This window comes from Spirosoma aerolatum, from assembly GCF_002056795.1.
Classification (GTDB): Bacteria; Bacteroidota; Bacteroidia; order Cytophagales; family Spirosomataceae; genus Spirosoma; species Spirosoma aerolatum.
Map to the genome: position 1 here is coordinate 5,598,052 of NZ_CP020104.1, position 12,302 is coordinate 5,610,353.

The following is a 12,302-nucleotide window of genomic DNA, read 5'->3' on the forward strand; positions in this document are numbered from 1 at the left end:
TTTATTATCCTCAGCCATGAAATTTGTATCGTTCGTTTGTTTTCTGTTGGTTGGAGCTCATTCGCTTGTTGCAGCTCAAAGCAATCAATATATCCGGGTCAAAGCAGGAGAAAATCTGACAAATTCTCTCTCCTTCAATGACCGTTACCAATACCCGGCTTTTACAATGGGAAAGCTTGTTTATGCCTCCAATAAGTCGTCGGCGGCCCGGTTCAACTACAATCTATTGTTGAATGAGATGCATTTCATCAATGCTACTGGCGATACGCTGGCGTTGGAAAATGACCCCACCGTTCAGCTCGTCGTAATCGGCCCCGACTCGTTTTACTACGAGTACCCAAAGACCTATTGGCAGCTCGTATCAACCTATCGCTCAGCCCAGTTGCTGATTAAACGAACCATGGTTTTAATTGACCGGGAAAAAGAAGGCGGTTATAAACAGTCGACGGGTGCCTCAGCGATACGAACCACGTCTACGTATTCAGGTGTGAACGGGTCATTAGCCCGATTAGATGCCCATAGCGATATGTTATTTTCAAAAAAAGCTGAGTTCCGACTACGGGATAACAATGGCAAATTTCACCCGGCCAGCCAAGCCGGTTTCCTGCATTTATTCGCTAAAAACAAACAGGCCGTCAAGCAATACGTAAAGGAAAACTCAATCAATTTCAATGAGGAAACCGATCTAAAAACCAGTCTCGCTTTCTGTACGAATCTGCCCTAAGTAAAAACAGATCCGGTATGGATCTGTCCAGCCGCCTGGGCTATTAGTCCATTAGTCCTTTTTGTTACTGATCCGCCACTCATGGCGAAGAATATCAGCCTGTTGAATCGCATCATATAACGCCTTATCATTTTTAAAGGCTAATTGGTTCAACTGAAAGGCTTCAACGCCTACCACAAAGGAGTCCACGTCAAAGGGCCAGGGATCGACGCATAACGAGTTATCGGGCGCTTTGGCAACAAAATACGGTACCTCGTCTGGCCCCCGGCTAATTTCCAACCGTCGACCATCAACAGGTATTTTATCCTGGCATAAGAGCAAGGAAAAGGCATCGCACCATTGCAAAAACGCATAAGCATACTGTGCGTCGTCCGTTGTCGCTTTCATCATACGCAACCAATCCCGCTGATTTTTACGCTGCTGATCCAGAAACTCCTTCAGTTCCGACTGCTCTTTCCGAAGAGGCTCATACAGAAACGAAGCGTGCATAGATACCATCAGGGCGTTCCAGCGACTCTTCTCCAGAGCGATCTCTACCATTCGGTGGGCCTGCGCTACTGAGTATTGCTGTATAGTAAAGTCCAGAGGGGCACCCGCCTGTGTAAGATGGTGGCGTCCCTCCCATGTATCCTGTCCGTCGTCGTGTTCCGTAAGGGCCACCAGGGTCTCTGCCCAGTTAATAGGTCGTTTATCGGGTACCCAATGCAGGGCCAATTGAAAGGCTAGCAAGCCATGCGCCTGCTGATGGATCACCTCCCATCCAAAATCTTTACTGGTAACAATCATAAAGGTAAACTAGCTGTGTTTCGTTATTCGAGCCGTTATCGAATCAGGCTTTCGGATTATCGGTCAGCAACCGATGGCAAATGCGATCCGAAGCCGCTTCCGCGAAATCAAGCCCCGAGTAGTCGGGATTATAGCCCCCGATGTGCGGCACGGCCATAATATATAAACGCGGGTTTGGCTGTCCCTGCTGGTCAATAACCTGAAAGTCATCGTTGATGGCTAGACCTGGCACTTTCAGATAATACTTCCCATCGGTAGACAGCTCTACTCCTTCCTGACCTTGCTGGCAGGCAGCACGACCCTGCCCATCCGATTGATACTGTAAGCGGGCCGGGCTAATCGTTTTACCAGTCAGTAAGCTCTTGAACGGAAATTCCTCAAAAGCCAGATGCGGTTGACCGATACAATCCACGAATGTATGATAGTACACCGACTGAGGCTGGTTTTCCGCATCCAGGTACTGATAGGTTGCTCCACCCTGCGGATTGGCAATCACCTCACTATCAGCACCAACGGATATGAGTGTCAGTAACCCGGCTTCATACAAAGCCAATAGCTCTCGGGCTGAGCTCTGCGGAACAAAAGCGATGACTATAGAAATCAACGGCATCAGCACCGTTTTTAACCGCTGCATATCCTCCGCTGAAAAGTATTTAGCGGGGTAATTCAAGGCATAACTCAATACCGCCAGCATTTCTTTCCAGTAGATGGATTGCCGTTGATGAATAGACTGTTCAGCCTGCTGATATTCGTTGGCAAAAAGGACAAATGGATCCTGTTGTTCCCGCATGGCCATCACCTGTTCAACGAAAGCCTCTAGGTTCAGGTTGCGAATGCGCGCATAAAAGGCAGGATCTTTCTGCCGGAAAGCGTCTTTAAACGCTTTTTCGAAAACGAAATCCAGTGACAAAAATCCTTGATTTTGTTGCCGATTGGCTGCAATTAGCGCCGGACTTAGCTGATCATCCTGCGAAATGAGCGGCTCTTCCAGATGAAACCGAATGGCGGGTAGCAGGCCCTCGCGCGAATGCAATACCAGTTTGAAATCAGGAGATGTTTCAGCTCGATGATAAGTAAGTCGATCCGTAGCATCTGCCTCGAAATGGCCATTATGACGCGCCAATGTGCGTATGGCGTCGATGGCGGTCAGCGATGCGCCCCGAATAGCAACGGGATGATTGAACGTATGAGCCAGTTTGGTGGGTGGGTAAGGCGAATCGAAGTAGTGCGGCACCTTCCCTTCGTGGCGGATCGGCCAGTAATGGCCCGTACAGATAATCACCTTATCGAAGCAGTGCCAGTGTTGGTCCGTGGTTTGCACCCAGGTTTGCTGACGGTCTGGCTCATCGCGAATGTCAATCACCGGGCAGTTGAGGTGGACCCGGGTATCGACTCCACGCACTAAGGCCTGCTGTTGCAGTAAATCAAACTGGGCAGACAGATATTGACCAAAGAGTAAACGAGGAACTACACGGTAAGGGCTGATCGTAGAAGGATCCAGTTGAAATGGCTTCAATTGGTCAATCGGCTGGCTTTTTATCCATTCTGGCAAGGAGGTTACCAGCTCTGGAATTTCATTACCCGAAACATTCGTTACATGCTCTGAGCAAGCCCCGGCTTTACTGTAAGGCATCCCGGCTCCCAACTGGCTCGATCGTTCAAAGATGTCAATCTGTAAATCGGTCCGCCGAGATTCAACTAGTCGTTTGTAAACAAACAAAGCACTGGGCCCTCCCCCCAGAATGGCAATGTGCAATCGGTGTGTTATGGATGGCATACGTAATGAATGGGATAAAATGGCATGCCGATAGCTGTCAAAACAAGGAAGGCTATGTGGGAATGGGCAACCCAATACCTAGGAAAAATAGGAGGTTGGACAGGAAAAACAGGTTTCATCGGCTTACTCATCGTTAATTGGTTGTGGAAGTCGATGAGTAAACAAATTGTTTTAATCTCACGGATTTATTCTGGTATACCTTACCAATTGCCACGGAAAATCGACTATAACAACAACGGGTTACGAACCAAGTCGCTAGCACAAAAAGAAAGCCAGACGACACGAAGTCACCTGGCTTTTGATTCGCTTACTAGACTGATTATTATCTAAAGATAGGTGCTTTTCACAGCATCCCCGTCTAGCAGCGATTGTAGGTATAAAACGATTTACAGCAAAAATTGTTTTCGCTACTGAAAAAGGAGCCGATAATTTTTCAAAAAAGTTTTGCGATTTACCAACTTCCATCCATTTAACAGGACAGGCTATACCTCTTAGCCAACAAGCAACAGACTAAGATCGCTTTCGTGAAGCTGATGAGTCAACCAACCTGCATGGACATGAGTAAGAGCGCACTCCCATGAGAAACTCTTTCAGAAAAGCCCTACCTTGCGGTTATGTTCAGAACCTTATTCACTACGGCTGGAATTGGGCTAGTCAGTCTATGTTTTCTAGCGAATTGTCAATCATCCAATCAGGCACCCTGTGAACCAACGCCAGTTATGGTGATGGCGCCTGACCAGGAAGTAGCTCAACTCAAAGAATTCATCGAATCGAAACAGATTAAGGCGACTGCCGATAAGCGGGGATTCTATTATACCATTCAGAACGCGGGTAGTGGCGCTAAACCCACTGTTTGCTCCAACGTCAGTGTCAATTACGAGGGACATTTAACGGATGGCACCCGTTTCGATAGTGGGGACGATGTTCGCTTTGGTCTTAATCAACTGATTGTAGGCTGGCAGGAAGGGATTCCGCTCATTGCACCGGGTGGCCGAATTACGCTGTATTTACCACCTTCGTTAGCGTATGGCGATCAGCAACAGGGAGATATTCCCGCCCATTCGATACTTGTCTTCCAGATTGATCTGCTGGCTATTCACTAACGCTGGTTCAATAAAAGTTAGTTTCCGGTAGTCGATGCGAGGACCGTTACCTCTTTATTTCTCAATCTATTTCTGATTCATCCATTTGTTGTGTAGATCTACGCTACAAAAAATGGATGAATCGCACTCAGGAAATACCCATGGCCATGATAAAAAACCTGTTATTGCTTCTCGTTTCTTTTAGTCTGGTTTGCTACCAGTCAACAGCCCAGCCTTCGCAAAACGGAGTACCTGCTCAAACCACTTATTCAAATCCCTTATCGGTTCAATTTGGGGATCCGTTTGTTCTGCATACGAAGGGCAAGTACTACATGTACGGCACAGGCGCAGGGGCCAATAAGGGATTTGTTGCTTACTCGTCCAACAATCTGGTGAACTGGAAGCGAGAAGGGCAGGTCTATTTTCACGACAATCCTCAGGGCTGGAGCGATCCAGACGCGAAGTGGGGCGGTGCTTACTGGGCGCCGGAAGTCTACGAGGTAAAGGGGAAGTACTACCTCTTTTACAGTGCTCAATGGAAAGTCAATCCAACGCATGAGGAAGAAAACTTCCGGATTGGCGTAGCCGTAGCCGATAAACCAACTGGCCCCTTCATTGATCTGGCGAACAAACCCATTTTTGATCCAGGTTATCCAATCATTGATGCCAATGTTTTTTTCGACACCAATGGTAAAGCGTATCTATACTATTCGCGTTGTTGCTACAAACATCCGGTCGAGAGTGAAGTAGCCGATTTAGCCCGCCAAAATGGATGGTTCAACCAGATTGAAGAAAGCTGGGTATACGGTGTCGAACTCAAACCTGATTTTTCGGGCGTCGTTGGTCAGCCTGTTCTCTTGTTACGACCGCCGGTAAAGCTAGACGATAAGCAGTCGGAATGGGAAAGCCGCTCCGTAACGGCTCGCGAAGTAAACCGGCGCTGGACGGAAGGTTCGGTCACTTTCCGGAAAGGAAACACGTATTATATGATGTATTCGGCCAATTATTTTGGTGGTCAGCATTACGCCATTGGATATGCCACCGCCCGTTCACCGTTAGGTCCCTATAAAAAAGCAGCAAACAACCCAATCGTAGCAAAAAACACGCCCAACGGGGGCTCGGTTACGGGAACCGGGCATAATAGCATTGCTTACTCGCCCGATAGAAAAGAGATGTTTTGCGTTTATCACGCCAGGACATCGAAAACCGGCGACGAGCGGGTCGTTTTTATTGACCGGATGGAAGTGGGGCAAGGGATTATCAAGGTCTTAGGGCCGACAACTACACCACAAAAACTCCCTTCAAGTCAATAAAAGAGAAGGCTTAATCGTCACATGCTACTGGCTCCTTAAACCCTACTCCTCACAACTCCAGACCCTTTACAAGCTCATTATAATTCGGGCGTATACCCTGCTGAGCCGACTCACATACGACCCTTAACACCCTATTAATCAAGGACTAACCCTCATAGATCGCGTTAACCTCAAAAAGCTTCTTCTTTATTCGTTACTGTGTTAACAACCGGAAGCCCTTCAAGCAGGGCGCTTCGCTCGATGCCATCCAGAAAAGACATTTGCCCTTCCTGATTTCGGCTTTCCCGAAAACGAGAATACACATAGCCCTCTTCAACGGACAGTTCGGGGATACCATTCAATTTCTCCCGCTTGACAAAGTAAGCATTGTTCCCTGCCTGGTTACAGCCTACAAACGCATACCCTTTTTCAAGAGCCAGGTTATATAATGCAGGGAGTGAAGCGCCGAAGTATAAGTACGAGTAATGCGCTTGCTCACGCACAAAATCAGGTTTATAAGGAACACTAATCGCCCGCTCAACCCCAAACACACTATTGTATTCAATAACAACAATATCGGCATCAACTGCAGTGATGGCTTTCCATATCCAGTAATCATTGCCATCCACATCAATACTGAGCAACCCGATCTGCCCAGTAAGCCCACTACTAACGAGCAATTGATTGATGTTTTCAGCGGTAACAAAACTCGCAATGGCTTTTAGGCTATAACGCCAGAAAAATGAACTTGCCTTAATCGCATCAATGAAGGCTGCTGAACCATCGATAATCAGCCCCTTCCAATTATCATTCAGTAACAAAAAGCGGGTATTCGCTTCCTCATAATCTTCAACCCCAAACTCAATAAAGGTATCTACACGGGGTTTAACATGACTGATTAAGTACTGAATAATACCATCATCACCAAACTGGGAAAATACTTTAAATTCGGCTTCCCTCAGGGACTTAGCCGCTCGCGCTAGTTTCGCTAATACGGCCCCCGTCACCAGTTTAGTAGCCACATTATCTTCCTTGGCTTGCCGAAGCTGGATTTGCACGTCGCGAATCTGTGCCTGTAAGGGTTCGTTGAGAAATTGCCTTATTTTTCTTTTCATACGACACAAACGTACGCTCTGTTGCTGGCCTGAATATAGGCCGCATGATGATTAGAAACTCAATTGGTAATGAATAACCTATTGTAGGGTAAAGCTCATTCGTCGCATCCAGGAGTGCTTAGTATCTGATTGACCAATTCCCTCCTATGGTTTGACCGGAGGCAAGCCTATCAGAAGACAAAAATTTCATCGAAACATCCTAAAAATATTTAACATAAATCATTGACAACCAAACCCAAACAGTGCATTCATCTAGCAAAAACCCAAATTCATCCCTTTAATTCGGGCACTCGTCATCTTCAATTTTCTGGCCTCTAAAGCAGGATGCAACTTTGTTCCATCAGATCGCCGACGCGGTCTACAAACCATAACATCTATAAGCCATGAAAAAAGTACTTGTTCTGATGCTGAGCCTGGTAGCCAGTACCGCATCGTTTGCCCATGCTTCGACAGCCCCTGCTTCGGCCTCCGATACCCGCGTGGTTATGACCAACGACCATAAAATAAAACTCTACGTGCAACCGCTCCAAACCAAAGGCCAGCTTGCCATTTTGGATGCTAATGGTCAGGCTATTTACACGAGCAGTGTGGGGCTTCAGAAAGGATTGCATCAACAATTCGACGTCTCGAACTTAAGCACAGGCACCTACCGACTCACGCTGACCACGGGCGGCCAAACGGTCAGTAAGACATTTGTTGTACAGGCAAATCCGAATGAGAGTTTTGTGATGCAGGAATTATAATAGCCTGCTTCATTTGCCCATCCACGTTTTGAAAGCAGCTGTTCGTTCCCGGCTTACCAATACATCCTCAGCGGGGGCCGGGTCGAGGATAAGTTTAAGTTTGTGATTGGCGTGCGGATGAATCTGCTGTACAGCATTGACACTGACTATAAACTGTCGGCTTATCCGAAAAAACTGCGCCGGATCGAGCAGGATTTCCAATTCGTCCAGTGGATAATCCAGCGAAAATTTTTGCCCTTTACATGTACGGAACAACGTAACCCGCTCTTCGGAGTGGAAGTAGGCAATCTCGCTAACGTCAACGGGTAACCACTGCGACAAATGCCGAACCAGAAACCGACGTCGATACTCAGGAGTCTGAGTTTGCTGTCGCAACTGCTGTATCAGTGCTTCGATGGCTTTTTCCTGCCGCACGGCCGGTTCGGACTGGGGATTTAGTTGATGGTATTTACGCAAACTCGCTGCCAGTTCAGGCTGCTTGATGGGTTTCAGCAGATAATCGATGCTGTTCACCTTGAAGGCTTTTATCGCGTACGCATCATAAGAGGTGGTGAAGATAACAGGAGCAGGCACCAGAACCTGTTCGAAAATCTCGAAACTCTGTCCATCGGCCAGCTCAATATCCATAAAGATCAGATCAGGCGCAGGTTCGTTTTGTAGGTACTTGACAGACGCTTCAACACTCGCAATCGTTTCAACTATCCGCATTCGCGGCTCTAGTTCAGCCAGTAACCGGCTCAATCGCAGGGCGGCTAAATCTTCGTCTTCAATAATCAGAACTTGCATAGCGTGTGGTATTACAACGGCTTAAACAGTCAATTGAACCGCTACGACGCGAGGACGCAACGAATTATTTACGCTTCTTATTGATTACCTCGCGTCTGTAGCGGCCTCGCGGTTTAAACTAAGCCGGAATCAGGGGTAAGGCAACTACAAACTGACCCGTTTCTTCGCGAACCGATGGCCGGGGCTGTCCCAGCATTTCGTACTTAGCCAGAATATTTGTCAGGCCAACGCCATTCGAGACAACCCCCTGTTTTTTCTTCTGGATATTGTTCCGAACGTGCAGATTGGCGAGTCCATCGGTTTGAATGTCAACCATAAGCGGCCTGTTTTTCATTACGACGTTATGCTTAACGGCGTTCTCGACCAGTAGCTGTAAGGTCAACGGCGGCAGTTGAAACGTCTGGAAGCGCGGATCGACCTGTATAGACAACTGAAAGCCAGCCCCGTAGCGCGTCTTTAGCAAATGTGTATATGAGTTGATAAAATCCAGCTCGGTAGCCAGATCGGTTAGATCCTGTTCATTTGCCCGCAACACATAGCGATAAACCGAACTTAGCTCTTCGGTAAAGATTTCTGCCTGACTGGGATTCTCGCCAATCAAGGTAAGCAACGAATTCAGGCTATTGAACAGAAAATGTGGATTGACCTGCTGCTTCAGTACATCCATCTGCTGCTGCATATGTAACTGCTTCAACCGATACTCCCGCTGCGTGCTTTCCCGCAACTGATTATAGGTGAATATCGATTCATGACAACCAGCCGATGTAACGTTGGTCACGAAGCCGATCATCAATACCCATGGAATGGTTTCGGGCTTGTATGGGTAGCCAAGCTGGCCGTAAATCCAGAAGACAACCAGAATTGTCGACATCATAACGCCGACGTACATCAGCATGGAGTAGAGAAGCCGCTGACCAAACTGATCGGGTGCGCCATACAAAAACCGCATATATTTCATCCAGAGGGTCAATAACACGAAAATGATGATACCCCACAGATTGACGATGAGCGTAGCTCCCAGAAACAGCGACCGATCCTGAAAATAAGCAGGGCCAAAAATGATGTAATTGGCAATGAATACAGCGGGATAATTCAGCAAATAGATCAGCAAGTCGTATCGGTCAAATTTAGCCCACCGCTTCATAGGATAAACAAATCATTTATCATCAAAAATACAGGTAATACGGGTTCGACCAATCAGATAAGCAGGCTAACTGAATACGCACACCCAAAAAACTTAGTCTAGATAGGGTACTACCAGATTGTCAGATAACGACGCTGTAACTCAGCCGCAATACCTTTTCGGATAGCCTGCCGACCCAACCAGTGTAGCAGGGGTTGCAATAACGCCATCCAGCCGGTCATACAGGTCCCACCGATCATAATTGTATACCCTAGGGCATAGGGGTTTTTCGGTATTCCCTGGGCATTCGCCTGACCATCCCGGGCTAATCCATACATTAGTTGAAGCGTTTGTTCAAAACCAGGGCAACCGGGTGCAATCCGGCATCGAAACCGACAAGGCTGCTGGCTTTGGTTAAAAAACCGATGCCTACTTAAAACAGGAGCAGTAGCGGACTCGCCGGGCTTCAGGCGAATGATCTGTTTACCCAGTTGAATACTCAGTTCGCCTTCCAGACAGGTGAACTCTTCCGAAAAATCCTCGTGATAATGCAGGGGGTTCCCTCCTCCGGGCGCTAAAACTACTTCAACTAATGTCTGAACCCCATTGCTTTCGCGGCTGGTTTCCAGAAATATAACCTCGTCTTTCAGAATTGGATTGATGATGGTGCGCCCCTTCTTAAGCGCAGCCGTTTTTGACGTTTGCATACAATGGCTGTTTTGACATGATGAGTCAAAATTGCGCCTGTATGGTCTGGCCACCGAGTTCCAATCGACTGAATCGGCACTAAAGCCTACTGAATCGTCATTACCTGAACAAAATGAATTTCTTCAAAAAAATAGAAATATTATTATAGATAGTAACTTTATAAAAAAATCTATTTCATCACCCGAAGTACGGACAAATTGGCTGGCGATTTACATAGCGAATGGCAGTCGGATGAGCAGCTCTGGAGCGCCCTGAAACTGGACGATCAGGCGGCTTTTGCTGAACTGTACCAGCGCTTTTATGCCATTTTATACAGCTATGGATACAAAGTAGCCGACAATACCGCGCTGGTCGAAGATGCCATTCAGGATTTGTTCGTCGACATCTGGCGAATGCGCCGTTCAATTGCACTGGCCCAATCGGTCAAATTTTATCTGTTCCGGTCGCTCAGGCGGAAGATTCACCACCTGGGCAAACAAGAACATGGGCTTGACATCGAGCTAACCGAAACCAATCAGTCGGTATCAAGCGACTACTCGGCCGAGCAAGCGCTAATTAGTCAGGAACAGCAGTCTCAACTGATTGACCGTTTAACCCAGGCGTTAGCCAAACTCCCCCAACGCGAGCAGGAAGTCATTACACTCCGCTTCTACCAGAGTTTCAAAAATGAAGAAATCGCCCAGATCATGGGCATTACCGAAAAATCGGTTCGCAACACGCTTCATAAAGCCCTAAGTCATCTACGCGCTCAGGCGCCTTATCTGGCTCCCTTACTGGGTTTTCTGCTTTGGTGGCTCTCCTGATCTAGCTTCCAGTAACGGGACAAAAAATATTTTTCAAAAAACAAGGGGACATTTTCGTGTAGCGGCTCTCTTGTCATTTAGAAGTGCCGTTATACGCTACTCCCCTACCCGACAACCATGCAGCATTACCGTGATTATACGGTTGAAGAATTAGCGCAGGATACCTTTTTTCAGCGGTCGGTCCGTCAGCCAACCGTCGAGACCGATGCATTCTGGAACGGTTTTCTGGAGCATTACCCCGAAAAGCAAGCCGTTGTCGCTACAGCCAGAGCCTTTTTACAGGCAGTCGAGAACATCCAGCGATTACCTACGCAGGAGCAGGGTACGCGAATGTGGGCGGGTATTCAGCATCAGATTCAGGACATTGATACGGTTGAGCCAACCATCGAACCCATACAGCGCACGATTGGCTTCCGATGGAGCTGGGTGGCTGCTGCGGCTGTGCTCCTGATGATTGGCTTCGGCTGGTGGTTTATGGCAGAAACCAGTTCCAACGACCGATCAGTATCGCAGCACGAATGGGGGCTCGGTACGAACAAATCGCTGATAGAACGGGTCAATGAATCGGATTCTCCCCTTACCGTTCACCTGATCGATGGTAGTCAGGTGGTGTTACAACCAAAAAGCCGACTCCGTTACCCCCAAACGTTTGATTCGACCAAACGGGAGATTTACCTGGAGGGTGAAGGTTTTTTTGAAGTCGCCCACAATACGCAACAGCCCTTTCTAGTCTATACAGGTAAGGTGATAACGCAGGTGGTCGGCACGAGTTTTACGATTAAGGCTACACCGAAAACCCCAACCATATCCGTGGCGGTTCGGACTGGGAAAGTGGCCGTTTATACGTTAAAAGCCTTGCTGGAAGCCGCAAAAAATCAGGGTAACATCAACGATCGGTTGTTGTTGACGCCTAATCAGCAGGCTATTTTCGATACCCGCAGTGAAAAACTTACCAAACGCCTGGTCGATGAGCCCGCTCTCTTAAAACAACCCGGTACAAGTCAGTATTTTGTGTTCGAGAATGCGCCGGTCAACCAGGTTTTCCACAAGTTGGAGCAGGCTTACGGCGTCACTATTCAGTACGACACCACCACGTTCAACCATTGCAGCCTGACCGCACCACTGGGCAACGAACCCCTTTTCAGGAAGTTAGATATTATCTGCCAGACGATTGGCGCTACGTATGAAGTCTGGGGCACCCGGATTGTGATTACCGGCCCTGGCTGTCAGGCACCTCATTCAAATTAGTTAACCCTAAACCCATTCACGATGAAGCACCCGTAACCCCATGCACAAAAAAGACCGGACAACCGGCTAATCCTGTTGCAACCAGTATTAACCCGATGTCCGGCCCTATGTAACG

At 47.7% G+C, this 12,302-nt stretch carries 12 protein-coding genes; 6 read left to right on the plus strand and 6 right to left on the minus strand.

All coding sequences use genetic code 11. The features are described 5' to 3' along the window. Positions 1-16 precede the first annotated feature (16 nt). A complete protein-coding gene (locus B5M13_RS23165) occupies positions 17-724 on the plus strand; it encodes a hypothetical protein (protein ID WP_080057928.1) in 708 nt (235 codons plus the stop codon). Positions 725-775: 51 nt separating this feature from the next. Here B5M13_RS23165 and B5M13_RS23170 read toward each other — a convergent pair whose 3' ends face one another. Next, complete coding sequence (locus tag B5M13_RS23170) at positions 776-1,510, minus strand: DUF3891 family protein (protein ID WP_080057929.1); 735 nt, start codon at positions 1,508-1,510, stop codon at positions 776-778. A gap of 43 nt (positions 1,511-1,553) precedes the next feature. Further along, complete coding sequence (locus B5M13_RS23175; protein ID WP_080057930.1) at positions 1,554-3,287, minus strand: FAD/NAD(P)-binding protein; 1,734 nt, start codon at positions 3,285-3,287, stop codon at positions 1,554-1,556. Positions 3,288-3,901: 614 nt separating this feature from the next. On the opposite strand from B5M13_RS23175, the gene B5M13_RS23185 reads away from it, so the two are divergent. Next, a complete protein-coding gene (locus tag B5M13_RS23185) occupies positions 3,902-4,390 on the plus strand; it encodes an FKBP-type peptidyl-prolyl cis-trans isomerase (protein ID WP_080057932.1) in 489 nt (162 codons plus the stop codon). Positions 4,391-4,506: 116 nt separating this feature from the next. Then, complete coding sequence (locus B5M13_RS23190) at positions 4,507-5,682, plus strand: glycoside hydrolase family 43 protein (RefSeq protein ID WP_245859449.1); 1,176 nt, start codon at positions 4,507-4,509, stop codon at positions 5,680-5,682. Positions 5,683-5,852: 170 nt separating this feature from the next. Here B5M13_RS23190 and B5M13_RS23195 read toward each other — a convergent pair whose 3' ends face one another. Next, positions 5,853-6,776, minus strand: coding sequence for an NADH dehydrogenase (locus tag B5M13_RS23195; RefSeq protein ID WP_080057933.1), 924 nt, complete (start codon positions 6,774-6,776; stop codon positions 5,853-5,855). Positions 6,777-7,159: 383 nt separating this feature from the next. Between B5M13_RS23195 and B5M13_RS23200 the strand changes: the two genes are divergently transcribed. Then, positions 7,160-7,519: a T9SS type A sorting domain-containing protein gene (locus tag B5M13_RS23200; RefSeq protein ID WP_080057934.1), complete on the plus strand. Its 360-nt coding sequence runs from the start codon at positions 7,160-7,162 to the stop codon at positions 7,517-7,519. Positions 7,520-7,528: 9 nt separating this feature from the next. On the opposite strand, the gene B5M13_RS23205 is transcribed toward B5M13_RS23200, so the two are convergent. The 3 genes from B5M13_RS23205 to B5M13_RS23215 all read right to left on the minus strand — a co-directional run bounded on the left by B5M13_RS23205 (position 7,529) and on the right by B5M13_RS23215 (position 10,135). Then, on the minus strand, positions 7,529-8,305 hold the full coding sequence (locus tag B5M13_RS23205; protein WP_080057935.1) for a LytR/AlgR family response regulator transcription factor: 777 nt from the start codon (positions 8,303-8,305) through the stop codon (positions 7,529-7,531). 118 nt (positions 8,306-8,423) lie between these two features. Beyond that, entirely contained in the window at positions 8,424-9,449 is a 1,026-nt protein-coding gene (locus B5M13_RS23210) for a sensor histidine kinase (RefSeq protein WP_080057936.1), read from the minus strand. A 110-nt stretch (positions 9,450-9,559) separates the two neighbouring features. Then, positions 9,560-10,135 (minus strand): cupin domain-containing protein, encoded by a 576-nt coding sequence (locus tag B5M13_RS23215; RefSeq protein WP_080057937.1) that lies wholly within the window; start codon positions 10,133-10,135, stop codon positions 9,560-9,562. A 198-nt stretch (positions 10,136-10,333) separates the two neighbouring features. On the opposite strand from B5M13_RS23215, the gene B5M13_RS23220 reads away from it, so the two are divergent. After that, complete coding sequence (locus B5M13_RS23220; protein ID WP_170061178.1) at positions 10,334-10,939, plus strand: RNA polymerase sigma factor; 606 nt, start codon at positions 10,334-10,336, stop codon at positions 10,937-10,939. 117 nt (positions 10,940-11,056) lie between these two features. Then, entirely contained in the window at positions 11,057-12,187 is a 1,131-nt protein-coding gene (locus B5M13_RS23225; protein WP_080057939.1) for a FecR family protein, read from the plus strand. Positions 12,188-12,302: the final 115 nt, after the last annotated feature.